This is a genomic window from Pseudomonas sp. NPDC088444 (assembly GCF_044900175.1).
Taxonomy (GTDB): domain Bacteria; phylum Pseudomonadota; class Gammaproteobacteria; order Pseudomonadales; family Pseudomonadaceae; genus Aquipseudomonas.
Window position 1 is genome coordinate 731,725 of record NZ_JBJDNK010000001.1, and the last position, 25,588, is coordinate 757,312.

Sequence of the window (25,588 nt, forward strand, 5' to 3'; positions counted from 1 at the left end):
CTCCCCGGCGTGTCGGGCTTTGTAGTTCATGGGCAGGAGAGAATTTCACGTGCGTTCATTGTTCTGGCGAATCCTGGCGAGCTTCTGGCTCGCAATCGCGTTGGTGGCAGGCCTGTCGATCCTGTTGGGGCACATGCTCAATCAGGACGCCTGGATCCTCAGCCGCCATCCCGGCCTGCACAACCTGCCGCAGAAGTGGACGCAGCTTTACGAAGATCAGGGTGAAGGCCCGGCGCAGGATTTCCTGCAAAACCTCAAGCGCAAGTACCACATCGATGTGCAGGTGCTGAACGACAGCGGCGAGGCGGTGATTCCCGGCACCTTTCCACTTCGTGCCGCAGCCTTCGAAGCGCGCCAGCAGAAAGACGATGAACGCCCATTGCCTTGGCGCCGTCTGACCACCGAATACACCAGCCTCAAGACCAACGAAACCTACCTGCTGATCTACCGCATTCCGCACCCGGAACTGGATGCCTGGCACCGTCAGAGCCTGATGTGGCCGCTCAGTGCGCTGGGAATTGCCCTCGTCGTACTGACATTGTTCAGCTTGCTGGTGACCCTGTCGATCACCCGCCCGCTCAGCCGCCTGCGCGGCGCCGTGCACGATCTGGGGCAAACCACGTATCAACAGAACAGCCTGGCGCAACTGGCGAACCGTCGTGACGAATTCGGCGTATTGGCCAACGACTTCAACCGCATGGGTGCACGCCTGCAAAGCCTGATCGTGAGCCAGCGTCAACTGCTGCGCGACGTTTCCCACGAACTGCGCTCGCCGTTGGCGCGTCTGCGTATCGCCCTGGCACTGGCCGAGCGCGCGGAACCCGCCGAACGCGAAAAGCTCTGGCCGCGATTGACCCGTGAATGCGATCGCCTCGAAGAACTGATCGGGGAAATTCTCGCGCTGGCCCGGCTGGACGCCGACATGGGCAATGCCGCCCCTATCGACCTGCCGGGCATGCTTCATCACCTCAAAGCCGAAACCGAGATGAGCAGCACCGAGCAAAGCATCGTGGTCGACGCGCAGCCTGATGCGCATCTTCAAGGCTGGCCAAACGTGCTGGAGCGGGCTGTGGATAACTTGTTGCGCAATGCCCTGCGCTTTAATCCGACTGGGCACCCCATCGAACTGAGCGCCCGTAACGTCGACGAAGGGCTGCGCATCAGCGTGCGTGACCACGGACCGGGCGTCAGCGCAGAACACCTCGCACAGCTGGGTGAGCCGTTTTATCGCGCGCCAAACCAGACCGCGCCGGGATATGGCCTGGGACTGGCCATTGCCAAACGCGCCGCCGAGAAACACGGCGGGCACCTGGTGTTCGAAAATCACCCGCAGGGCGGATTCGTGGCCAGTATCGTTGTGCCCCGGGAAGTCTTGCCGTAGGCGCTGTTCCCTTGTGGGGGATTCTATGTTGGCGGGTCAACACCATCCGCCACCAAGGCAGCTCCCACAAATATCAGGACGAATCCAAATCCAGTATTCAACGCTGGAATTGTGGGAGCCGGCTCCCACAAATTTGTGCAAGACGTCTCCTACTGCCACGCGCTCACAAATTCCGACACATCCGGCTTGGCCGCCTCACGCGGCGGGTTCAGAGGTGTGCCCAGATAAAGAAACGCCACGACCTCTTCATCCGCCGCCAGTCCCAGCCCCTTCGCGACATGGGGCGAATACGACAACTCCCCCGTACGCCACACCGCGCCCACGCCCATCGCGTAAGCCGCCAGCAACACACCATGGGCCGCACAGCCCGCAGTAATGACCTGTTCCTTCTTCGGCACCTTGTAGTGATCGGTCAGTTTGGCGATGACCACCACCACCAACGGCGCACGCAACGGCCCGAAACGGGCCTTTTCCAGCGCCTTCTCATCCGCTGCGCCGCCACTCTCGACCAGCGCCTGGGCCAGTAAGTCCCCCATGCGATTGCGCGCATCGCCCTCTACAGTGAGAAAGCGATAAGGCCGCAGACCGCCATGGTCAGGGGCTCGTAACGCTGCGCCGAAGAGGATTTCACGCTGTGCCGCATCCGGGGCCGGCTCGATCAGCCGCGGGACGGACACGCGATTGAGCAGTACATCAAGCGCTTCCATTGAATCGTCTCCTGAAATTTGATGGGGCATTGTAGTGCCGCCAACGCCTTCTTGAACTTCAATAACGTATGACAGTAGCAATTACTTACATGACTCTCGGAAAGGGCCTCGGTTTACACCATTCGACCCACGGGTAGAATGTGCGGCTTTCCATCACCTGATCAGAGCGATTGCATGGCGTTGCCGACCCTCCGCATCATCGGTTTCATCATCGGCATCTTCCTCATTACCCTGGCCATCGCCATGGTCGTGCCCATGGCCACTCTGGTGATCTTCGATCGTACGAGCGACATGCCGTCGTTTCTCTGGTCGAGCATGATCACCTTCATCGCAGGTCTTGCGCTGGTCGGCCAGGGGCGCCCGGAACATGTGCACCTGCGCCCTCGCGACATGTACCTGCTGACCGTCAGCAGTTGGGTGGTGGTGTGCATTTTCTCGGCCCTGCCCTTTCTGCTGACTCAGCACATCAGCTACACCGACTCGTTCTTCGAAAGCATGTCCGGGATCACCGCCACCGGCTCCACGGTGCTCAGCGGGCTGGACACCATGTCGCCGGGCATTCTGATCTGGCGCTCGTTGTTGCACTGGCTCGGCGGCATCGGCTTCATCGGCATGGCGGTCGCGATTCTGCCGCTGTTGCGCATCGGCGGCATGCGCCTGTTCCAGACCGAATCTTCCGATCGCTCCGAAAAAGTCATGCCGCGTTCGCACATGGTCGCCAAGTACATCGTGCTGGTGTACGTCGGCATCACCATCCTTGGCAGCCTGGCGTTCTGGTGGGCAGGCATGAGCCTGTTCGATGCGATCAACCATGCGATGTCGGCCATTTCCACAGGCGGCTTTTCGACGTCCGATCAATCCCTCGCCAAATGGCCACAACCGGCGGTGCACTGGGTCGCCATCGTCATCATGATTCTCGGCAGCCTGCCGTTCACGCTGTATGTCGCGACCTTGCGCGGGCATCGCAAGGCGCTGATCAAGGACGAGCAGGTGCAGGGTTTCATCGGGCTATTGCTGGTGACATGGCTGGTGATGACGGTGTGGTATTGGGCGACCACCGACCTGCCGTGGTGGGACGCGCTGCGACACGTAGCGTTGAACGTCACCTCAGTGGTCACCACCACCGGCTTTGCATTGGGCGACTACAGCCTGTGGGGCAACTTCGCGTTGATGTTTTTCTTTTACATCGGCTTCATCGGCGGTTGTTCAGGCTCGACCGCAGGCGGCGTGAAAGTGTTCCGTTTTCAGGTGGCCTACATTCTGCTCAAGGCCAACCTCAACCAGTTGATCCATCCCCGCGCAGTGATCAAACAGAGATACAACGGCCATCGGCTGGACGACGAGATCGTGCGGTCGATCCTGACGTTTTCGTTCTTCTTCACCATCACCATCTGCCTGATCGCGCTACTGCTGTCGCTGCTGGGGCTGGACTGGATGACCGCCCTGACGGGTGCGGCAAGTACGGTATCGGGCGTTGGGCCAGGATTAGGCGAAACCATCGGCCCGGCGGGCAACTTCTCGACCTTGCCGGACGCGGCGAAGTGGATTCTGTCGGTGGGCATGCTGTTAGGGCGGCTGGAAATCATCACCATCCTGGTGCTGTGCATCCCAGCATTCTGGCGGCATTGATCAGGGAACGCACCAGATCAGTTGTGGGAGCCGGCTTGCTGGCGAAAGCGTCAAATCGACCACGTCTTTGCTGATTGATACGCCCCTTTCGCCAGCAAGTCGGCTCCCACGGATTTCAGCGCTACGTCATGCCCTTGCGCAAGCGATACTCTCCCGGCGTCTCATCGAACCAGCGACGAAATGCCCGGAAGAAGTTACTCGGGTCGGCAAAGCCCAGCAGATAGGCAATTTCCAACAAGGTCATCTGCGGCTGGGCCAGGTACTGTTCGGCCAGCTCACGGCGGGTGTCGTCCAGCAGGGTCTGGAAGCTGGTGCCTTCCTCCTGCAACCGACGCTGCAACGTGCGCTGTGACAGGTGCAAACTCTGCGCGACGGCTTCACGCTTGGGTTCACCCTGTGGCAGCAAACGGCACAACACCTGCCGCGCCTGATGGGTCACGCGATTGCTGGCAAAACGCGCCAGAAACTCCCCCGCAAAACGATCATGCAGTTTGGCCATGGCCTCATCGGCGGTCGGGAGCGGCGCTTCCATGTCGACACGCTCAAACACCAGGGCGTCATAAGGAGCGTTGAACGTCAACGGGGCGTGAAAGAACTTCTTGTAAGGTTCGACGTTTTTCGGCATATCGCCCTGAATCAGCACCTGGCGCGGGTGCAGCGGTCGGCCCGTCAGCCAGCCGCAAAAGGCTAGAGCAAACGCGAGGGAGGCTTCGGCGCTTTGCCGAGTCGGGGGAAGCAGGTCGCCATGCACCGTCAGAATCAGTGCATAACCTTCCGGTAACAGACGAAAGCTCAAATCCGCACTGTCGGCGATGATGCGCTGATAACGTACCAGCCGCTCGAAACCTTCTTTGAGGGTGCGACTGGACATCAAGGCATAGCCCGCAACGCTGAACGACGCCGGGCGAACCACTCGCGCCATGTTCAGCCCCACCGCCGGGTTGCCGGAAAGCTCCACCGCACGTTGCCAGAGCCGGGTCATGGCGTCCTGCGGAAAACGGGCGTCAGGGTTCTCCAGATCGGCGTAAACCAGGCCCAACTCCTTGAACAGTGCGCGACAGTCCAGGCCATCCATTTCAAGGGACTTGACGATCCCCATCGCCCAGCTCGAAGAAGTCGTTTTTTCCATGGCGCGTCTTCAGGTTGCAGATCAGGCGCCCCCTGCGACTGATAGCCGAAGGATACTACGTTGGCACCCATTGTCACTGGCCGCGACAAGCACTTCGCTAAACTGAAGACCTGACCAACAATAAGAGAGGCACGCAGTGGAAAACCTCAAAACCTTCGAGCGCTTCGCAGATTTCTACCCGTATTACCTGCAAGAACACCGAGACAGCACCTGCCGTCGCCTGCATTTCATCGGCACCACGCTGGTGATCCTGATCGCGGCGAGCGCTCTGTTCAGCGGTCATTGGTTGTTGCTGTGGGTCTTGCCTCTGGCCGGATACAGCTTTGCCTGGGTAGGCCATTTCTTTTTCGAGAAGAACCGTCCCGCCACCTTCAAGCATCCGTTCTACAGTCTGCTGGGGGATTTTGTGATGTACAAAGACATGCTGACGGGTCGGGTCGCGTTCTGATACCCCACCATCAGCATGGCTTATGCTTCCCCCTGTAGCAGTCGTGACCCCATCGGTCAAACGGTCTCCGCCGCCTGCATTTGCACGCTCTTGGCCTTCACGTGCGCATCGGCCAGGCGGAACAGCTCGATGGTGCCGTCCCAATGCTCGATCAACGCGGTGCAGGATTCGACCCAGTCACCGCAGTTGAGGTACTCCACCTCACCCACCTGGCGGATCTCCGCGTGGTGAATGTGCCCGCACACCACGCCGTCCAGTCCGCGCTTCACGCATTCATGGGCAATGGCCTCTTCGAAATCACTGATGAAGTTCACAGCGGTTTTGACCTTGTGCTTCAAGTACGCCGATAGCGACCAGTAACCCTTGCCGTACTTGGCTCGCCAGTGGTTGAGCCAGCGGTTGAGAGTCAGGGTGAATTCGTAGGCCGAGTCGCCGAGAAAGGCCAGCCAGCGGTGATAACGGGTGATGACGTCGAACTGATCGCCGTGGATCACCAACAGGCGACGGCCATCGGCGGTGACGTGTTCGGCTTCGTCCACCAACTGGATATTGCCCAGGATCAGCTTCGAATAGCGACGCAGGAATTCGTCGTGGTTGCCCGTGACGTAGATGACTTCGGTGCCGCGCTTGCTCATGGTCAGCAAACGGCGAATGACGTTGGTGTGCGCCTGTGGCCAGTACATGCCGCCGCGCAGTTTCCAGCCATCGATGATATCGCCGACCAGATAAATCCTGTCGGCATGATACTGCTTGAGGAAGGTCGACAGATGCTCGGCCTGACAGTCCCGGGTCCCCAGGTGAACATCAGAAATCCACAAGGTCCGGACACGTTGTTTACGACTGGGCTTCACGTTCTCGGCAATGCTCATGGACAGCCTCCGCTCGGGTTTCCACAAGGGTGGACCGGGCCGGTGAAGTGCACATGACGGGGTTGTTGAAGTTTGATGACAAGCGCAAATGCGGCAGAAATCACGCCGAACCCTGAGAGAACTTACGTCAACACAAACTCCACCGGCTCCAACTGCGGCGGCAATGGCCTTACGCCCAGCGCATCGAGAACATCACGCTCGATCACCCGCACCAGCGCATCGAGCGGCAAATCGTTTTCGTCGTAACCAAACGGGTCTTCCAGTTCGTTGCCGATCACATCCAGGCCGAAAAACGTGTAGCTGACGATGGCCATGAACAGCGGTGTCATCCAGCCCAGCGGTTCGGCCATGGCGAACGGCAGCAAAATGCAGAACAGGTAAATCGTGCGGTGCAAGAGCAAGGTGTAGGGGAACGGCAAGGGCGTGCTCTTGATCCGCTCACACGCCGCCAGCACCCGACTCAGCGACGTCAGATGGTTAGCCAGCAGTGTGTAACGCCATTCATTGATCTGACCGCTGTCACTGGCCCTGGAACACTGAAGGCCAATGTCACGCAGGATGCCGTCGCAGAGGTTCGCACAGTCGTCAGGCGGCATCCGGCTCACCCAGGGTTGGGCGGCCTGGTGCACATCAAGACCGCGCAAGCGGGCATTGAGGGCGTGGGCAAAACCACACAAGTCACGCAGAATCATGCTGCGTCCAGCGTCATCCTTGATGACCTGGGTTTCGCGAATGATCGATCGGGTCGCGGTGATCACCTCGCCCCAGGCTTTGCGCGCTTCGTACCAGCGGTCGTAGCAGGCATTGTTGCGAAAGCTCATGAAGATCGACAACGACAACCCCAGCAACGTGAACGGCGTGGCACTGACTTTGGCAAAGTAATCGGGGTGCAGGCTTTCAATCAGTACGATGGCCGCAGCCAGTACGGTGATCATCAGACTGCGCAGGGCGATGCGACGGGCGATGGAGCCTTTGAGGGCCAACAGAACGTTGAGCAGGTTGGGATGGGGTCGTACGATCATGGGTCAGGGCTCGGTAAAGCGTCGGAAAGCCAGACCAGCATAGTGGGGTTGTGCGAACAGCGTCCAATCACTGTTCGCGACTGGCCCATCGACCGTTTCTATCAGGGCCTGTTCAGCTATCGATGCCTTTGTTCCGGTCGTTATGGCCAAGATCCCGATCCGGGTCGATCTGGTCGCGAACCCGCTGTTTAAGCACCTTGGCTTCCGGAAAACCACCGTCCGCCTTGCGCTCCCAGATCTGCACGTCGTTGCAGGTGATGATGAACACGCCACCCGTGCCAGGCACCAGTGACACCTTGCCCAGATCGTCGCCAAAGGTGCTGAGCAGTTCTTGCGCCAGCCATGCCGCACGCAACAACCATTGGCATTGCGTGCAGTAAGTGATGGTGATCTCAGCCTTTTCCGTCATCGAAGTCAGCCCAGTCCGGCCAACAGATCGCGCGCGGTTTGTTGCGGGCCGTCATCAGCTTCGTCGATCACTTCCTGTAACAGCCTGCGGGCCTCCTCTATGTTGCCGTCGTCGATCAGCACCTGGGCTTCGTTGATCTTGCTCAATGGCTCGTCGTCCAGGTCCATCAGGTCGAATTCGGTGTCGTCGGTCATGAAGCTGTCGAGGAATTCGTCGTCCAGCAGGTCGCTGTCGCTCTGAGCCACGGAGTCCGATCGAGGTTCAGGCTCGCGATCGAACTCGGGCTCGAACGCCACCTCGAACGTCGGCTCGGCCTCCTCCTCGGCGAAATCGCTGAGGAATTGCTCGTCCGGCATTTCGAAAACTTCAGGTAACTGAGTGAGGTCCGAAGCGAACGACGGATCGACTTCCGGCTCAGGCGTCGCTTCGGCTTTGCGCGAAGGCGTGCTGTCGAATGGGTCCACCAGATCCCAGTCGGCGTCCAGGGACAGGTCGTCAAGATTGAGCTGAAAATCGTCCACCGGTTCCGAGTTCGGCGACGCCGCCTTTTCGTCCTGCTGCGCGGGTTGATCGTCGCTCGCCGCCGCACTGGCGACCACTGCCGCGGCGGCGCCAGCGAAGACCGCCGGTGTCACCAATGGCGCAGCCTGAGCGGGCGGTGCCGGCACCGGATCGACCTTGAGTTTCGGATAACGCGCGCGAATCTCTGCCAGTTTCTCCGGCTCGATGCCATGGGCCAGCAGTATTTTCTCTTCTTCGTCGAACCCCGCGACATCGCCCTGCTCGCCCAACAGCTCCAGCACACGCATGCGTACGTCGGTGCGCTGCGGTTGGGTCTTCAGCGCGTCACGCAAAATGGCCAACGCCTCGGCAAAACGGCCGTAGGCGATGTAGATGCTTGCGCCATCCAGTGCGTCGGTAGCGGCTCCCGCCAGCCGCTGCCCTGCGGGGGCGGCGGGTGTCGCGGGCGCAGTCGGCGCCGGGCGCGGGGTCACTGCCGGGACTTCAAACAAAGGCGTGACCGTCCCTTGCGCCGGTTTGATGATCGGCTCGACTGGCTCGGGCTCCGGCACCAACGTGTTCTTCATGCGGTTACGCCGCACCGACCAGGCGAGCGCCAGCAACAGCACGATCAGCAACAGCCCTGCGACAATCATCGTCCACGGCAGGTCATCGTCCGCCACCGGCGCTGCGGGAACAGGGGCTGGTGCGGGTGTCGGGGCTGGCGCGGACGCAGCAGGCTCGGTCTTCTGGACGGGCGCGTTGACCGGTACAGGCGCTGGCGCAGGGGCTGGACGGGAGGCCAGCGCCTTCATCTCGGCCAATTGCGTCTGCAACTCGATGATCTGCTTGTCCTTGCCCGCTTCGTCTTCCGAAATCTGCTGAACCTTCCCTTTAAGGTCATCGACCGTTTTGCTCAACGCCTGGTTTTCCATGGCGGTGGCCGTCAGTTGCTCGGCAGCGTTCGATGGCGCTGGAGCGGGCGCCGGTGCAGGGGTGCCCGCAGCAGGCACAGCGGCGGCTGACGCAGAGGTCTTGGGTTCTACAGCACCGTCCGGCAACAACAGGCTCTGCCCGACTTTCAACTGGCTGCGTTCACCGTTGGGAAACGCTTGCGGGTTGAGCGCCTGAATGCCACTGATCAGTTCCGCCGACGACACTTTACTGCCCGGTGCCTGAATCTGCCGTGCAATGCCCGCCAGGGTATCGCCGGACACAACGGTGTAGTGCTTGCCCTGTACGGCCTTGGGCGGCGCGACAGGGAAACGGGATTCATCTTTTTTGCTGGCAACCGCAGGCGACTGTGTACGGCTGCGCGTAGCGGCCAGACCTGCAGGAGAATTAGGCGGGTCCAGCAAAACGGTGTACTCACGCAACTGATCGCCGTTCGGGCGCGAGAGGCGCACCAGGAAATCCATGTATGGTTCGGTCACCGGTTTTTGCGACTCAACATGCACCACCGCGCGGTTGCCGCGAATGATGGGGGTGAAGCGCAGATCGTTGAAAAAGAACAGCCGCTCCACGCCAGCCTTGCTGAACGCCTCTGCCGACGCCAGGGTGACCACGATCTCTTCAGGGGTCAGGCCGCCCGCCTCGATCAGCTCGATGTCCGCATTGAACGGCTGCCCCAACGCCGAGTGCAAATTGATCTCGCCCAGTCCCAAGGCCGCCGCCATGGAGCTGTGCAGCATGGACGCCGAGGCGATGGCCGCTGCCAGCAACCCCGTGCGAAGACCTGACTGAACGCGGCACGATCCGTGACTCTCGCGCCGACTCCCGGCCTGAAAACTCTTCAGCATGCGAACCCTTATGAGGCAGGCTTCCCTGCAAATTTCGTGGTGTGGACAACAGCAGTATGGCTGCAAATAGAACAGGATGTTTCGGCAGGTTCAACGTATTTGTAGCTGGCGCGGGGCCATTGCGTCAGGATTTTTCCAGATTGCGCAGAATTGTCGAGTGCACACGCATGCACACACGCAGCTCTTGCTCGTCGATGCCTTCGAACAATTCATGACGCAGGGCGGTGGCGATGGTTTCGATTTTTTCGATGAGGGGCCTGGCGGTGTCGCACAGCAGAATCTTCTTGGCGCGACGATCCTCGACCACGGCCTGACGCCGAACCAGGCCCTGACTTTCCAGACTGTCGAGCAAACGGGCCAGGGTTGGGCCTTCTACGCCGACGCTTTGCGCCAGCTCGCGTTGGGTGGGGGCTTCCTTGAAGCGTGACAGGTGCAACAGCACCAGCCAGCGGGCCTGGGACAAACCCAGATCGGCCAAACGGCGATCAAGCTCGGCACGCCAGCCTCGGGACAGGTTGGCCAACTGCATGCCAAAGCGGTGTTCTTCAGTCAACGGCATAGGTAACTCAATGGTTAAAGATGATTCCTAATCAATAGGCAGCTAACCATGGGGGGCATTACGAGGCAAGGGGTCAAGCGTGGTGTTTCGTCGCACAGGGCGCTGGCAGAACGGATTGCGGCGGGTTTGGCGCGGTGTCGCTGCGGACGCATACCTGTAGGAGTGAGCTTGCTCGCGATAGCGGTGTGTCAGTCGCTAACGCAGGGCCAGACCAGACGCATCGCGAGCAAGCTCACTCCTACAGTTGGCGTTTGCAACTCAGGAGAATGGTTAAACCTCAAACTCAGACTGCAACGCCGCACGCACGCAATACAGCACACCCTCCGACACTCGCCCGGCGAACATGCCTGCGATGGCGGAAACAGGGGGCAGTTCGCCTTCCCCATCCAAAAACGCGTCCTGAATCTCGCCGAGCAGGTCTTCTGGCAGGTCCAGCGCTTGTTCCAGCGACAATTGCTGGTTGCCAATGGCCTCGGCCAGCATCGTATAGACGTTCTTTTCCGAACATTGCAACTGACCGGCGATCTGCGTCGGGGTCATGCCCGCGCGGGCCAGGCTGATCAGTTCATGACGGACATCGGCGACCGCGCGAGGCGCCGCTGCTCTGCCGCCAAGCACTTCGAGGAAGGCTTCACCATAACGCTCCAGCTTGCGCGCTCCGACACCACCGACGCGGGCCATTTCGACCATGGTGCCCGGCTGGCTGCGCAGCATTTCCAGCAGCGTCGAATCCGGGAAAATGACGTACGGCGGCACGCCATGCTCCTCGGCCAGCTTGCGACGCAGGGTACGCAAGGCTTCCCATTGCTCGCGCTCTTCACCACGGACCAACTGGCTCGCCGGGCTGCCCGACGCTTTCGGCGTGGTCTGAGGCTTGAGGTCCCGGCGCAATTGCAAGGTGACTTCGCCGCGCAGCAGCGGACGGCAGGAATCGCTCAAACGCAGGCCGCCGTAGCCTTCAAGGTCAGTGTCCGCCAGACCACGGGCCACCAATTGACGGAACAGCGAGCGCCATTCGTTCTCACTGCGGCCCTTGCCCACCCCAAACACGGCGAGCTTCTGATGACCGAAGCTCTGCACCTTGTCGTTTTCCTTGCCCAGCAACACGTCCACCAGGTGCCCGACGCCGTAACGCTGCCCGGTGCGATAAATTGCCGAGAGGGCCTGACGGGCGGGTTCGGTGGCGTCCCAGGTCTGTACGTCATCGACGCAGTTGTCGCAGTGGCCGCACGGATTGGGCATGTCTTCGTCGAAGTAGGCCAACAGGGCCTGACGCCGACAGCGGGTTTCTTCGCACAGCGACAACATGGCATCGAGCTTGTGTTGTTCGACGCGTTTGTGGCGCTCGTCACCTTCGGAGTTCTGCAGCATCTGCTTGAGCATGACCACGTCTTGCAGACCGTAGGCCATCCATGCATCGGCGGGCAGACCGTCGCGCCCTGCCCGGCCGGTTTCCTGGTAATAGGCTTCCAGCGACTTGGGCAGGTCCATGTGCGCGACGAACCGCACGTTGGGTTTGTCGATGCCCATGCCGAAGGCAATGGTGGCAACCATGATCAGCCCTTCCTCATTCAGGAAGCGGCGCTGGTTTTCGGCACGCACGTCGATGGGCAAGCCCGCGTGGTACGGCAATGCCGGATAGCCGTTGTCACTGAGGAAGGCGGCGGTTTCTTCGACTTTCTTGCGTGACAGGCAGTAAACGATCCCGGCGTCGCTGCGCCGCTCGGACAAAAACGCCAGCAACTGCTTGCGCGGCTGTTCCTTGGGCACGATGCGGTAAAAGATATTGGGCCGGTCGAAGCTCGACAGGAAGCGTTCGGCGTTCTGCAAGTGCAGGCGCGTGACGATTTCTTCGCGGGTGCGTTTGTCAGCGGTGGCGGTCAGCGCAATGCGCGGGACGTCGGGAAACAGCTCGGCGAGTTGCCCCAATTGCAGATATTCCGGACGGAAATCATGACCCCATTGCGAAACGCAGTGAGCCTCGTCAATGGCGAACAGAGCGATCTTGAGGTTTTGCAAAAACGCCAGCATGCGTGGCTGCACCAGCCGCTCCGGCGCCAGATAGAGCATTTTCACTTCGCCCCGGCGAATCCGGTTGGCCAGATCACGCTGCTGATCGGGCGTGAGGGTCGAGTTCAAGGCCGCCGCCGCGACGCCCAGTTCATCGAGGGTTGCGACCTGATCGTCCATCAATGCAATCAGGGGCGACACAACCACCGCCAGACCGTCGCGCAACAGGCTGGGCACCTGAAAACACAGGGATTTACCGCCGCCAGTGGGCATCAGCACCAGGGCATCACCACCGCTGGCCACGCGCTCGATAATGGCACCCTGGCGACCACGGAAGCTGTCGTAGCCGAAGATGTCTTTAAGTACGCGTTGAGCCTGGTCGAGCATAGATACCCCGGATGGTGCCACTACAGCGGATAAACAACCGCTGTTGAAATCGCAAAGCGCGGCAGTATACCGGAGCGCTCGGACGGATAGGGCAACACCGACACCAGCGGTCGAAATTTGCAGGAATCCTGATTACATAAGCCTCTACGCTGGCATCTACGGCCCCCAGCGCCTAGAATTCAGCATCGTTTATTTCCAAGGTAGTCCTTCAATGTCCTTCGCTGAGCAATTACACCGCCTGCAAGCCTTCCTCGACGCCGATGAGCTGCATGACGAAGCGCTGGACTATGTAGCCGCCCATGGCTACCTGACCGCGCTGTCGATCTGTGCCGAAACCGTGCCGGATCGTGAGTGGATCGACGCGCTGTTCGCCGAGCCGCCGCACTACACCGACAAGGCTCAGCACGAAGAAATCGAATCGACGCTGGTCCAGCTCAAGGCCCACATTGCCCGTCAACTGGCCTCGGACGAAGAGTTCGAACTGCCGTGCGATCTGGATCTGGGCGACGAGCCGGACGATTCCGAACTGCGCGGCTGGTGCATCGGCTTCATGGAAGGCGTGTTCCTGCGTGAAGCGGCCTGGTTCGAGAACGACGAGGAAGAAGTCAGCGAAATGCTGTTGCCGATCATGGTCGGCTCCGGTCTGTTCGACGAGCAGCCTGAATTCGCCGACATCGCGGCGGATGCCAACCTGATGGACGACATGATCGTGCAGATCCCGGAAGCGCTGTCTGCGCTGTTCCTGCTGCTGCACGCACCGGATGAAAAACCGGCGATCCTCAAGCCTCGTCACCACTGAGTCGGCGCCTATGGCGCGCGGTGGGTCTGGTGATTCAACACCCCGTACGAGTCGATCCCGGCTCGTACGGGTTCTTCTGCAAGGCATTGGCTGGCTGAGCATCGCGCTTGGCGTGATCGGGATTTTCCTGCCGGTGCTGCCTACCACCCCTTTCCTTCTCCTCGCGGCCGCCTGTTTCGCTCGCAGCTCGCCGCGCTTCTATCACTGGCTGGTCAACCACCCTCGTCTGGGGCCGTGGATTCGGGATTATCTGGACGGCAGCGGGATACCGCTCAAGGGCAAGGTCTACGCCATCGGTCTGATGTGGGTCAGCATCGGTGTGTCCTGCTGGCTGGTGCCGTTGATCTGGGCGCGAGTATTCATGCTGGCCTCGGCCATTGGGGTGACGGTTTACATTCTGCGGCAGAAGACGTTGCGCACCTGAAGACTCTGATTTAACTGGCACCGCCAAATCCTGTAGAAGCGAATGTATTCGCGATGCAATCGTTTATCCGGCAGAGATGTGTCGGATGTACCGCCCTCTCGCGAATACATTCGCTCCCACAGGGGGCCGTGTTTGCTGCACAACCGCGCCACAGCTACAAAATGGTGCGGTGTTCAAGGCACACCGCAAGCCTTTCGGTTACACCGTATCCGTTTTCAGCGAGTGATCAGCCAGCATGCCGTTGATGATCGTCGCGGTGTCATGCCCGCTCGCAACCATGCCGCCCGCCCCCGTCGCGACGCCGTATTGCTGAGCCAGGTTCACACCCGCCAGATCGATGGTTTGCGTGGTCGCGCCCCCCGCCACACTGCTCACGTCGATGGTCGACACCAACGACGAACCACTGCCACTGACGCTGAAGTGCAGGAAGTTTTCCAGTGAATTGGCGTCACCATGCTCGCCCTGTAGCAGTTGCGACAGGTCGAGCTTGTCGATGCCAAAGCTGAAGTCAGTGATGGTGTCGTGACCCGTGTTGCCCGCCTGATAAAGGAAGGTGTCGTGCCCCTCGCCGCCGGTCAGTATGTTGTTGCCCGGTCCGCCGATCAGGATGTCGTCACCGGCCCCGCCATTGAGCACGTCATTGCCCAAACCACCATTGAGTACATTGTTGCCCTGATCACCGGTCAGATGGTCGTTGTAGTTCGAGCCGATCAGGTTCTGGATATTGACCAGCGTATCGATGCCCGCACCACCGGTATGTTGAGGCCCCAGCTCCGCCGTGCTCACGGTCACTCCCGCCGTCGCCAACGAGTAGTTCGCGGTGTTGTTGCCCGCGCCACCGTCGAGCAAGTCATTGCCCGGACCGCTGAACAGCATGTCGTCGCCGTTGTCACCGAACAGTTCGTTGGTGCCAGGCCCCGCCACCAGCACGTCGTTGCCATCGCCGCCGTGCAGATGGCTGTCCGCCGCCCCCACCAGTACGTCATTTCCTGTCGTGCCCAGCACGGTGTGACCGTCCTGATGGGCGATGTTCACTGCCGCCGTGCTACTGCCGCCATGAGGGTCGGTGACGGTGTAAGTGCTGTGGACATCCGGCGTGGTGTTGACCGCTGCGTAGTCGATGGTGAGGTTCAGGTTGTAGTGCTCTTTGACGCCGGGATCAGCCTGGTTGACCACGATCAGCCGGTACACGCCGTCTTCGGTCGCGGTGAACGTGCCGCCGTCGGCAATGCCGTGATAGGCACCGTCTTCGAACTTCCACGCCATGCCCAGCACGTCGTTGGTCAGGTTGTGATCGACGGTGACGGTTTCACCGGCCTTCAAATGCACGCTGTAAAGGTCCTGTGCATTGGTCGGTGAGCCGTTGACCGCACCGAGATAGCCACTGATCACTAGCATCGCCGTGGTGGCGGTGTTGTTGAAGAAGTCGCTGCGGTCCAGGTTTTTCAGTTGATTGACGGCTTTGTCCTGCGTTCCGGCGAACTGGAGGGTTTTGGCCGAGCCCGCCGTGAAGTCAGCGCCCTTGGCGGTCCAGCCAGTGTTGAACGTGGTGGGTGAAGCCGTCAGCGCGCCGCCGTTTCCAGCGATGTCGTTGGCCGCCAGGGCCACGCCCGGTATGACGATGCTCGACCCGCTCAGGTTGGTGATCACGTTGTCGGCCACGGCAATCGGCGCCTCGTAGACCGGAGGCGGCACGATGTGCACGCTCAGGTTGGCCGACGCCAGGTCGCCGTCGTTGTCACTGAGGACATAGTGGATGTTTTCGGTGACCTCATGACTCACCCCGACCGCAGGCGTGTAGCTGTAGTCGCCGGTGTTCATGTTGAGCACCAGGGTGCCGTGCTCACCGATCACGGTCAGCGTGTGGGTCTGGCTGTTGAAACTGCCGTGGTTGTCGCCGCCACTGCTGACGATGCCGCCCTGATGCTGATTGGCCTTCGGATCGTAGGTGTACGTGGTGCCATCGACGCTGATCGATTTGATGAAGCCCTGATCCGCGCCAAAGGTCCCGCCTTCCAGCAGGCTGCCATGAATTCCGCCCTGCACGGTGCCGCTCAGTACCACGTTCAACTGGCCCAGGTCGGTCACGATCATGGCATTGGTGTTGCTGCCCGTGGCGCCGTTGTACGCCACCGGGTTCAGGTAGGTGCTACTGACCTCGGTGCCCACACCAATGGCAATCGCATTGATGTGATGCGTGTCGAGGAAGGTGGTCCAGGCGTGCTCTTCAGCGGCATCGATGCCGTCGCCACGGGCCGGATTCGGCACATGATCGGGGTCGGAATGCTGTGGCGAGACGGTCGGATTGCCGTCCGAGAAGAAATACGCAAGGTTTTGCGCACCTGCAATGGCGCCCTTCTCGACGAACGCCTGTTGAGCCGCCGCCAGCGCCGCGTCGTAGTTGGTGCCGTTGCCCGCTTGCAGCGCATTGACCATGGCCTTGGCGGTGGCAACATCGACCCATTCGTTGCTGCCGATGTGCGCCTGGCTGTTGAATGTCACCAGTTGCACACGCACATCACCCAAGGCTTCGTACTTGTTCAGCAGTTCGAGGATCGCCTGCTTTTCCAACCCCAACCGGGACAGCCCGTTGACGCCCGACGGCTGGTTCATGCTGGCCGAGTTGTCGACGATCAGCATCAAATTGGTGTTCACGCCCTCGCTGGTCACGGTCTTGTCGATACAGGCGGCTTTCGGCTGATCGTCGACGATGTTGACCACCACCTGCGCCGTGGAGGAATGCCCCAAGGAATCGGTCACTGTGTAGGTGAAGGTGTCGTGGGTGATGTTCGGTCCGTCGTTGGCCGCTGGCGTGGTTTTCGGCGCCGAGGTCAGTGTGTAGGTGTAACTGCCGTCAGCGTTCATGTGCAGCAGGCCATATTGGCCCTGCGCGGTGCCATTGACGGCGCCGTTGACGCTGAACGTCAGCGCGCCATAGCCGCCATGGGCCGAGTCGGCCACCGTGCCGCTGCCGGTTTCATGGGTCGAAGACGGATGGCTGCCGGTGACGTTGCCGGGCGCCAGGTCCTTGCCGTCCTGGTGAGTATCGAGGGCGCTTTCCTTGACCGTGACGTCGTGGTCATCGCAGGCGACGGGCGGGCAAGGCGGCGCAACATTGACCGTCACCGTGGTGGTGCTGGTGTCGCCGTCGGCATCGCGGATGGTGTAGGTGAACACGTCCTGCTCACCGTTGGGGCCGACCAGCTCGGGGTTGCTGTGGTAGGTCGCATTGCCCTGACTGTCGACGATCAGCGTGCCGTACAAACCGGTGATCACCGTATTCAAGCCGCTAGTGACCGGCGTCGAGGTGTCGCCACCGGCTCGCACGCCGACGATCAGACCATTGGGGCCTGCGCCGTCCGCGCCGGCCGAGTCGTTGAGTAAAAGGTTGCCACTGACTTCACCACCCGCCGCCACGTTGCCGATGTCGCAATGGGCCTGTGGCGTGTCATCGAGGATCTTGACCACTACCGTGCCGTCGGCCACGTCGCCATCGTTGTCCACCGCATGCACGGGGATCGGGTCGTTGAGCGAGGTGCCATCGCCCTGATTGTGATTTTCCGCGTTGTTGAGCGTGTAGGTGTAGGTCACCTCGCCCGTGGCGGGGTTGTAATTGAGGATGGTCAGGGTGCTGCCCGATGGCAGCGTGGTCGATTGCGGGCCGGTGATCGCCACGCCATTTTCGATCACGTTGATGCCGCCGACGGTCAGCGTCTGCAGGCCGTCCGGCGCACCGATGGTGAGGGTGCCGGTCTGCGTCAGGGCATCGTGGTTCGGATGCGATCCACCCGGCAGATTGCCCTCGTCCACCGTGCAGTCACCGCCACCAATGGTCACGCCATCGTTGTGATAGACGTTGACCGTCACGGTGGTAGTGCTGGTATCGCCATCGGCATCGCGAATGGTGTAGGTGAACACGTCCTGCGCATCGCCGGTGCCACCTGAGTTGGGGTTGGCATGGTAGGAGGCGTTGCCGTCTGCGTCGACGATCAGGTTGCCGTACAGGCCCTGAATCACAGTGCCCACGCCAGTGGTCACGGGCGTAGATGTGTCACTGCCCGCACGCACGCCGACAATCAGGCCGCCCGCGCCCGGACCATCAGCGCCCGCCGTATCGTTGGCCAGGATGTTGCCGCTGGTCTCGCCGCCTTCTTTGACGTAGCCGATGTCGGGGTTGGCGTGGGGCACGTCGTCGGTGACATGCACGTTGATGTTGCCATCTGCGGTGTCGCCGTCGTTATCCACAGCGTGGACAGCGATCTGCTCGCCGTTCACGGTGCCGTCGCCCTGGTTGTGGGTTTCGGCGCCATTGAGGGTGTAGCTGTAGGTCACTTCGCCCGTGGTCGGGTTGTAGCTGATGACCGTGAAGGTGCTGCCCGACGGCAGCGTGGTCGATTGCGGGCTGGTGATGGCCACGCCGTTCTCGATCACGTTGATGCCGCCGATGGTCAGGGTTTGCAGACCGTCCGGCGCAGTGATTTTGACCGTACTGGTCTGAGTCAACGCCGCTGCATCGGGGTCACTGCCGTAAGGCAGGTGCGACTCGCTGACCGTGCAATCGCTGCCGCCGATCGTCACGCCGTCGTTGTGGAACACATTGACCGTGATCGTGGTGGTGCTGGTGTCGCCATCGGCATCGCGGATGGTGTAGGTGAACACGTCCTGCGCATCGCCAGTGCCACCCGAATTCGGGTTGGCAACATATGAAGCATTGCCGCTGGCGTCGACAATCAGAGTGCCGTAGAGGCCCTGAATCACAGTGCCGACGCCTGTGGTCACGGGCGTAGATGTGTCACTGCCCGCACGCACGCCGACAATCAGACCGCCTGCGCCCGGACCATCAGCGCCCGCCGTATCGTTGGCCAGGATGTTGCCGCTGGTCTCGCCGCCTTCCTTGACGTAGCCGATGTCGGGGTTGGCGTGGGGCACGTCGTCGAGGACGTGTACGTTCACAGAACCATTGGCCACGTCACCGTCGCTGTCCACCGCATGTACGGCGATCTGCTCGTCGAGGGAGGTGCCGTCGCCCTGATTGTGGGTTTCGGGATTACTCAAGGTGTAGGTGTACGACACCTCTCCAGTGCTCGGGTTGTAGCCAACAATCGTCAGCGTGTTGCCCGATGGCAAAGTGATCGACTGCGGGAAGGTCGCCGCCGTGCCATTGGTCACGACGTCGATGCCACCGACGGTGAGGGTCTGCAGGCCATCCGGCGCACTGACCTTGATCACGCCACTCTGGGTCAGCGCTTCAGGGTTGGGGCTGCTGCCATCGGGCAGATTAGCTTCGTTGACGGTCACACCGGTGGTGGTCAGCGTCACGCCGTTATTGACGGGTGGAGGTGGTGGTTCATCCGGAGGCGTCACAACAGGAGGTTCATCAGGCGGCACCACGACGGGCGGCAATGCTGCGTCAGGTGAGCCATTCACGAACAGGCCGATTTCCGGCTCGGGGATGATGAACGTCGGGCTGATGGGCCCCGTGGGAAAGCCGATCACCGGGGTCACCGAACCGCCGGTTTCGGTCAGTAACACGAAGGTGTGACCGCCGCCCAGCGCGGTGGGCGAGCCGCCTGGATTGGCGTTGCCTGCGGCCGGGGCGTCGGTGATCTGACTGGGGTCGGCGCCTGCGGCAATTGCTTTCTGAACCTGTTGCACGTCAGCCAGTTGCTGCTGACTCGGCGCCACGGCATCCGGCGTGTCCACATGGGTGGCGTGGTTGGCGAGGATCTGCGGGGTTAGCGGCATGCTGCTGTCGCGTCCCAGGGTCAGTTCTCCCCCCTGGGCCAGATGCACCGCGACGGCGCCTGTCGGTCCCGTTTCCAGTTGCTCCCCGGCGTACACCTTGCTCCCTTCGATGACCAGTCGTCGGGTGCCGTTGCTCGCCACCGCGAAGACGTCGCCCACCACCTGCTTAACCGTACCGATCAATCTGGCCATGTCCACTCCCTTGCTGCAAATACCGGATCAGAAAATGTTAAGAATCCAACAAAAACTGTTCAATCGGCGCACAGAAATGGTTTGGAGCTGGCATCAAACGACAATTTTATGTCGCTGAATTTTTTCAAGTTTTTTGCTCGAAAAACCACTTGATCGAACGCCGTCAAATTTCCGTTGAAACCCCCATAACAACCATGAGACACCTGTAATACCTTGAATACAGGCAATTCCTGAAATCAACATTCGCTTGATTTGCGGAAATGGCATAAGTTTTTTTTGGAATAAGCGTTATGAAAAAAACGTCTGAGGTTTTCCAAAAGTTGTTCTTAGCTCTGATGTTACAAACCTGATACGGTCTTCATAGCTCGTTTCGCCGGTTTTTTGGCGCAGGTCACAATAAACATCCAGGGAGAAGTTCCATGCGCGATTTGACCCCGCTCTACAGTGCAGTTGTGTTGGCGGTTGCCTGCGCCCAGGCTCAAGCCATGTCACTGAATCAGGCGATTCAGAACACCATCGACAATCACCCGGAAATTCACGCCAACGTGAACAACCGATTGTCGGCAGACGAGGACGTTAAAGTCGCCAAGGGAGGCTATCTTCCAACCGTTGACCTGGTCGCCGCCTACGGGCGCGAGCACACTGACAGCCCCACCACACGGGCCTTCGGCAATCACAACGAAGAAACCCTGAACTACACCCAGTCCGAACTGCGCCTGCGGCAGATGCTGTTCGACGGCTTCAACACCCAGAACGAGGTCGGCCGCACTCAGGCGGTGGTCAACTCCCGGGCGTACTACCTGCGCGGCACCTCGGAAAGCCTCGCCCTGCGGGCCATCGAGGTGTACCTGGAAGTGCTCAAGCGCCGCGAACTGCTGGATCTGGCCAAGAACAACCTGCAAGCCCACCTGCGGATCAACGACCAGATCGGCCTGCGCGCCAATCGCGGCATCGGCAGTAACGCTGACAGCGATCAGTCCAAGGCCCGTCGCGCGCTGGCCGAAAACAACTTCTACACCGCCCAGGTCGATCTGGCTGACGCCGAAGCCAACTTTTTCAGCGCCGTGGGCAAGATGCCTGACGAGTTGGAAGCACCTGCCTCGATCAAGGGTGAAGTCCCCGCCAGCCTGAGCGACGCCCGGCAAAGCATGCTGGTGAACAACCCCTACCTCAAATCGGCCCAGGCCGACGTCAACGCCGCCGAGAAGCAATACGAAACCGCCAAGGCGCCGTTCTACCCTCGTTTCGACGGTGAGCTGGCGGTCGGTGCGAACAACAACATCGCCGGTGAAGAAGGCCACGACAACGAATGGCGTGCCGCTGTGGTGATGAATTACAACCTGTTCAACGGCAACCGCGACAAGGCCCGTCTGAACTCCGATGCGTACAAGACCGGCCAGGCCATGGACATCCGCAACAACGCGCTGCGCATGCTCAACGAGAACCTGTCGCTGGCCTGGAACGCGATGAACAACGCCCGTACCCAGACGCCAATCGCCCGTGAATACGCGGAGACCACCACCAAGGTTCGCGCCGCGTATCAGGACCAGTTCGGCCTGGGCCAGCGCACCCTGCTCGACCTGCTGGACAGCGAAAACGAGCTGTACAACGCCGCCCGCCGCTACACCGAACTGCGCTACACCGAGGAGTTCTCGATGTACCGTGTACTGGCCACCGAAGGCGAGTTGCTGAGCAAGGCGCATGTCGTGATGCCGAGCGCCGCTGTGGCCTTGACTGAAGTCAAAAGCGAAGCGCGTCTGCCGGAGTTGAAGTAGCCAGCACCCGCGGGGAGTACGCGGCGCCACTGAAATCGGGTCAGGCACCGCAGCGAAGAAGTGAAGTAGCAAGCGCGCGAGCGCTGGGAGAAGTCTGTGACCAGCATGGAATTACCGCCATTTGACCCACGTTCGAACTTCGACGACCCGCTGCTGGATGGCCTGCTCATCCTCTGCCGTCTCCACGATTGCAGCGCCAGCCGCACCAGCCTCAGCGCTGGCTTGCCACTGGCGCAACACTCACTGAGCGTCGATCTGTTGCCACGGGCTGCGGCCCGCGCCGGTTTGCAGGCCAGAATCCTGCGCCGTCCTCTCAATGCCATCGACGGCCTGAACCTGCCGGTGCTGTTGCTGCTCAAGGGCGGTCGCTGCGCCGTGTTGCTGCGTTGGGAAGCCGACGGCCGGGCGCTGATCCTGCCCAGCGAGGCCGATGGCGGCGAGCAACGCGTCGGTCGTGACGAACTGGACGCGCTCTACACCGGCCAAGCCTTGTTCGCCCGCCCCCGCCATGAGCTGGAAAACCTGCGTGCGCCGCTGGTGCCACGGGTCAATGCCTGGTTTCGCGACACCCTCAAGTTGTCGCGCTGGCTGTACAGCGACGCGATTCTCGCCAGCTTGCTGATCAACCTGCTGGGCCTGATGGTGCCGCTGTTCGTGATGCAAACCTACGACCGCGTGGTGCCCAATCAGGCGACCTCGACGTTGTGGGTATTGGCCATCGGACTGCTGATCGGCACCGGTTTCGAGCTGACCCTGCGTCTGGTGCGCGCCCACCTGCTGGATCAGGCCGGGAAAAAGACCGATGTGATCCTGTCCGCGACCCTGTTCGAGCGCATCACCGGCATGGCGATGAAGGCACGCCCGGCGACCATCGGCGGGTTTGCCCAGAGCATTCACGACTTTCAGGGCTTGCGGGAATTTCTCACCGCGGTGACCCTGACCAGCATCATCGACCTGCCTTTCGCCGTGCTGATGCTGGCGGTGATCGGCCTGCTCGGCGGCTGGCTGGTGGTGATTCCGCTGGTGGCGTTTCCGATCACCATTCTGTTCGCCTGGATCATCCAGATGCGCCTGCGCGACACCGTCGAGCGCAGCCTGGCACTGGGCGCCGAGCGTCAGGCGCTGCTGGTGGAAACCCTCGGCGGGCTGGAAACCCTGAAAGCCTGCGGTGCCGAGAGCGAACGTCAGCACAAGTGGGAATCGACCCACGGCGCTCTCACCCGCCTGGACAGCCACGCCCGCGACCTCTCAGCGCTGGCCAGCAACGGCACGCTGTTCATTCAACAGTTCTCGGGCATGGCGACCATCGTTGCCGGGGTCTACATCATCATCGCCGGGAACCTGAGCGTGGGCGCGCTGGTGGCCTGCTACATGCTCGGCAGCCGCGTGCTCGCGCCGCTGGGGCAGATCGCCGGTCTGATCACCCGCTATCAGCAAGCGCAACTGACGATGAAAAGCACCGATGCGCTGATGGCCCTGCCGCAAGAGCGCGACCCGGCCAAGCACCCGTTGCAGCAGACCCAGTTGAAGGGCGCCATCGAGGTGGTCAAAGCCAGCTTCGCTTATGCGGGGCCTGGCACCTTGGCAGCGTTGAATGAAGTCAGCATCAGCGTCAAACCGGGTGAGCGCATCGGCATCATCGGTCGCAGCGGTTCGGGCAAAAGCACCTTGGCGCGTTTGATGATGGGCTTCTATGCGCCGGACGAAGGTCAGTTGCTGCTGGACGGTCTGGATCTGCGTCAGGTCGACGTGGCCGACCTGCGCCAGCAAGTGGGCTATGTCGCTCATGACTTGCCATTGCTGGCGGGCAGCCTGCGCGACAACCTGACCCTCGGCGCCCGTTACGTCACCGATTCACGCATGCTCGAAGTCGCGGAACTGACGGGGGTCACCGACCTCGCTCGCAACCATCCGCTGGGCTTTGATCGCCCCGTGGGCGAACGCGGTCAATTGCTTTCCGGCGGTCAGCGTCAGGCCGTATTACTGGCCCGCGCGCTGCTGCTGGACCCACCGATCATGCTGCTGGACGAGCCCACCAGCCACATGGACAACAGCAGCGAAGACGCCTTGCGCATGAAGCTGTTTGACCGCATGCAAGGCAAGACGCTGCTGCTGGTCACCCATCGCATGTCGATGCTCAGCCTGGTGGACCGTTTGATCGTGCTGGACAACGGCAAGGTCGTCGCCGACGGTCCCAAAGAGCTGGTCGTCGAAGCACTGCGCAAGGGCCGCGTCGGCCCGGCCACGGTTTAAGGAGCGTTTCCCATGACTTCCGCTCAGCGCTATTTTCACCCTGGCCGTCAGGTCGATACCGAGTTCATGCCCGAGGTTGCAGGCGTTGCGGCACAGGACTCGTCCCGAGGTTCGCGCATCACGGTGTGGATCGCTGCCGCGTTGCTCATCAGCGCACTGGTCTGGGCCAAATTCGCCGTATTGCAGGAAGTGACCATGGGCGAAGGCAAGGCCATTCCGTCGAGCAAGGTGCAGGTGATCCAGAACCTTGAAGGGGGCATCGTCACCGAGATTTTCGTGCGCGAAGGCCAGATCGTGAACAAGGGCGACACCCTGCTGCGCCTCGACGACACCCGCTTTCTGTCGAACAAGGGCGAAAGCGAAGTCGACAAATACACCTTGATGGCCCAAGTGGATCGGCTGTCGGCGGAGTCCGAAGGCCGTCCCTTCAAACCCTCTGCCGAAGTGCTGAGCAAGGCGCCGCAAGTGGCCGCCGATGAACAGGCGCTGTACGACTCCCGTCAGCGTCGTTTGGCCAGCGAACAGCGCACTTTGCAGGAACAGCTGCGACAGAAGACCCAGGAAGTCGCCGAGTTCCGCTCCAAGCAGGATCAGTACCGCAATCAACTGGGCTTCATTCAGCAGGAGCTGAGCATGTCGGCGCCGCTGGTGAACAGTGGTGCAGTGTCCCCGGTGGAGATCATTCGCCTAAAGGGTAAAGCGTCTGAAGCACGGGGCCAGATGGACGCGACGGCGTTGGCCATTCCGCGTGCCGAAGCGGCGATCAGCGAGATCAAGAGCAAGATCCAGGAATCCCTCGACAGCTTCCGCTCGGATGCCGCGAAGGACCTCAACGACAAACGCGCCGATCTGGCCAAGGCCAGTGCCACCAGCATCGCCATCGACGACCGCGTAACACGCACTACTGTCACCTCACCGGTCAAAGGGATCGTCAAGACACTCAAGGTCAACACCATCGGCGGCGTGGTTCAGCCCGGCAGCGACATGGTGGAAATCGTGCCGTTGGACGACAACCTGCTGATCGAGGCCAAAGTTCGCCCGCAGGACGTGGCATTTTTGCACCCAGGCCAAAAAGCCATGGTCAAGTTCAGTGCCTACGACTACACCATCTACGGCGGGCTGCCCGCGAAACTGGAACTGATCGGCGCGGACACCACCACCGATGACAAGGGCAACACCTTCTATTTGATTCAGGTGCGCACCGACAAAAACCACCTGGGCAGCGATGAGAAACCGTTGTTGATCATTCCGGGGATGGTGGCGACGGTGGACATTATTACGGGTGAGAAAAGCGTGATGGACTACCTGCTCAAGCCGGTACTCAAGGCGCGGACCGAGGCGCTGCGGGAAAGATAAAATCCCGGATTGATGATAGCCCCCTGTGGGAGCCGGTTTTGCTGACGACTGCGCGGGGGTCAGCCACATGAATGTTGAATGGCACGCCGCTTTCGCCACCAAGGCGGCTCCCACAAAGATCGTGCCGAATCCAAATCTTGTGTTAGACGATCAATCTGTGGGGGCCGCTTTGGTGGCGAAGGCGGTGGGTCAGG

At 61.0% G+C, this 25,588-nt stretch carries 17 protein-coding genes; 8 read left to right on the plus strand and 9 right to left on the minus strand.

Annotated features, from left to right (window positions below):
• Positions 1 to 49: 49 nt before the first annotated feature.
• Complete coding sequence (locus tag ACI2KB_RS03580; RefSeq protein ID WP_404631428.1) at positions 50 to 1,381, plus strand: sensor histidine kinase; 1,332 nt, start codon at positions 50 to 52, stop codon at positions 1,379 to 1,381.
• A 149-nt stretch (positions 1,382 to 1,530) separates the two neighbouring features.
• On the opposite strand, the gene ACI2KB_RS03585 is transcribed toward ACI2KB_RS03580, so the two are convergent.
• Positions 1,531 to 2,088, minus strand: coding sequence for a nitroreductase family protein (locus ACI2KB_RS03585; protein ID WP_404631430.1), 558 nt, complete (start codon positions 2,086 to 2,088; stop codon positions 1,531 to 1,533).
• Positions 2,089 to 2,262: 174 nt separating this feature from the next.
• On the opposite strand from ACI2KB_RS03585, the gene ACI2KB_RS03590 reads away from it, so the two are divergent.
• Positions 2,263 to 3,717, plus strand: a complete 1,455-nt coding sequence (locus ACI2KB_RS03590; protein ID WP_404631432.1) for a TrkH family potassium uptake protein — start codon at positions 2,263 to 2,265, stop codon at positions 3,715 to 3,717.
• Between the two features lie 121 nt (positions 3,718 to 3,838).
• Here the strand turns inward: ACI2KB_RS03590 and ACI2KB_RS03595 are convergent, their stop codons facing one another.
• Complete coding sequence (locus ACI2KB_RS03595) at positions 3,839 to 4,846, minus strand: AraC family transcriptional regulator (RefSeq protein WP_404631434.1); 1,008 nt, start codon at positions 4,844 to 4,846, stop codon at positions 3,839 to 3,841.
• 136 nt (positions 4,847 to 4,982) lie between these two features.
• Here ACI2KB_RS03595 and ACI2KB_RS03600 point away from each other — a divergent pair, with 136 nt between their 5' ends.
• Positions 4,983 to 5,294 carry an Mpo1-like protein gene (locus ACI2KB_RS03600; protein WP_404631436.1) on the plus strand — a complete coding sequence of 104 codons (312 nt, stop codon included), beginning with the start codon at positions 4,983 to 4,985 and terminating at the stop codon, positions 5,292 to 5,294.
• Positions 5,295 to 5,350: 56 nt separating this feature from the next.
• Here the strand turns inward: ACI2KB_RS03600 and ACI2KB_RS03605 are convergent, their stop codons facing one another.
• The 6 genes from ACI2KB_RS03605 to recQ form a co-directional block, all read right to left on the minus strand.
• Positions 5,351 to 6,163 carry a UDP-2,3-diacylglucosamine diphosphatase gene (locus ACI2KB_RS03605; protein ID WP_404631438.1) on the minus strand — a complete coding sequence of 271 codons (813 nt, stop codon included), beginning with the start codon at positions 6,161 to 6,163 and terminating at the stop codon, positions 5,351 to 5,353.
• 122 nt (positions 6,164 to 6,285) lie between these two features.
• Positions 6,286 to 7,185 (minus strand): bestrophin family protein, encoded by a 900-nt coding sequence (locus tag ACI2KB_RS03610; RefSeq protein WP_404631440.1) that lies wholly within the window; start codon positions 7,183 to 7,185, stop codon positions 6,286 to 6,288.
• Positions 7,186 to 7,297: 112 nt separating this feature from the next.
• On the minus strand, positions 7,298 to 7,594 hold the full coding sequence (locus ACI2KB_RS03615) for a SelT/SelW/SelH family protein (protein ID WP_404631442.1): 297 nt from the start codon (positions 7,592 to 7,594) through the stop codon (positions 7,298 to 7,300).
• Positions 7,595 to 7,599: 5 nt separating this feature from the next.
• Positions 7,600 to 9,894 carry a FimV/HubP family polar landmark protein gene (locus tag ACI2KB_RS03620; protein ID WP_404631444.1) on the minus strand — a complete coding sequence of 765 codons (2,295 nt, stop codon included), beginning with the start codon at positions 9,892 to 9,894 and terminating at the stop codon, positions 7,600 to 7,602.
• Between the two features lie 124 nt (positions 9,895 to 10,018).
• Positions 10,019 to 10,453: a MarR family transcriptional regulator gene (locus ACI2KB_RS03625; RefSeq protein WP_404631446.1), complete on the minus strand. Its 435-nt coding sequence runs from the start codon at positions 10,451 to 10,453 to the stop codon at positions 10,019 to 10,021.
• A gap of 270 nt (positions 10,454 to 10,723) precedes the next feature.
• Positions 10,724 to 12,850 (minus strand): DNA helicase RecQ, encoded by a 2,127-nt coding sequence (gene recQ, locus ACI2KB_RS03630; RefSeq protein WP_404631448.1) that lies wholly within the window; start codon positions 12,848 to 12,850, stop codon positions 10,724 to 10,726.
• 211 nt (positions 12,851 to 13,061) lie between these two features.
• Here recQ and ACI2KB_RS03635 point away from each other — a divergent pair, with 211 nt between their 5' ends.
• Entirely contained in the window at positions 13,062 to 13,649 is a 588-nt protein-coding gene (locus ACI2KB_RS03635) for a UPF0149 family protein (RefSeq protein WP_400597151.1), read from the plus strand.
• A gap of 10 nt (positions 13,650 to 13,659) precedes the next feature.
• Complete coding sequence (locus tag ACI2KB_RS03640) at positions 13,660 to 14,073, plus strand: YbaN family protein (protein ID WP_404631450.1); 414 nt, start codon at positions 13,660 to 13,662, stop codon at positions 14,071 to 14,073.
• A 198-nt stretch (positions 14,074 to 14,271) separates the two neighbouring features.
• Here the strand turns inward: ACI2KB_RS03640 and ACI2KB_RS03645 are convergent, their stop codons facing one another.
• On the minus strand, positions 14,272 to 20,010 hold the full coding sequence (locus tag ACI2KB_RS03645) for a retention module-containing protein (protein WP_404631452.1): 5,739 nt from the start codon (positions 20,008 to 20,010) through the stop codon (positions 14,272 to 14,274).
• Between the two features lie 419 nt (positions 20,011 to 20,429).
• Between ACI2KB_RS03645 and ACI2KB_RS03650 the strand changes: the two genes are divergently transcribed.
• From ACI2KB_RS03650 to ACI2KB_RS03660, 3 genes are all read left to right on the plus strand, one after another.
• Positions 20,430 to 21,785: a TolC family outer membrane protein gene (locus tag ACI2KB_RS03650; RefSeq protein ID WP_404631454.1), complete on the plus strand. Its 1,356-nt coding sequence runs from the start codon at positions 20,430 to 20,432 to the stop codon at positions 21,783 to 21,785.
• 105 nt (positions 21,786 to 21,890) lie between these two features.
• On the plus strand, positions 21,891 to 24,038 hold the full coding sequence (locus tag ACI2KB_RS03655; RefSeq protein WP_404631739.1) for a type I secretion system permease/ATPase: 2,148 nt from the start codon (positions 21,891 to 21,893) through the stop codon (positions 24,036 to 24,038).
• 12 nt (positions 24,039 to 24,050) lie between these two features.
• The gene (locus tag ACI2KB_RS03660) at positions 24,051 to 25,394 is read left to right on the plus strand and encodes an HlyD family type I secretion periplasmic adaptor subunit (RefSeq protein ID WP_404631456.1); all 1,344 of its coding nucleotides are present in this window, start codon (positions 24,051 to 24,053) and stop codon (positions 25,392 to 25,394) included.
• Positions 25,395 to 25,588 lie beyond the last annotated feature (194 nt).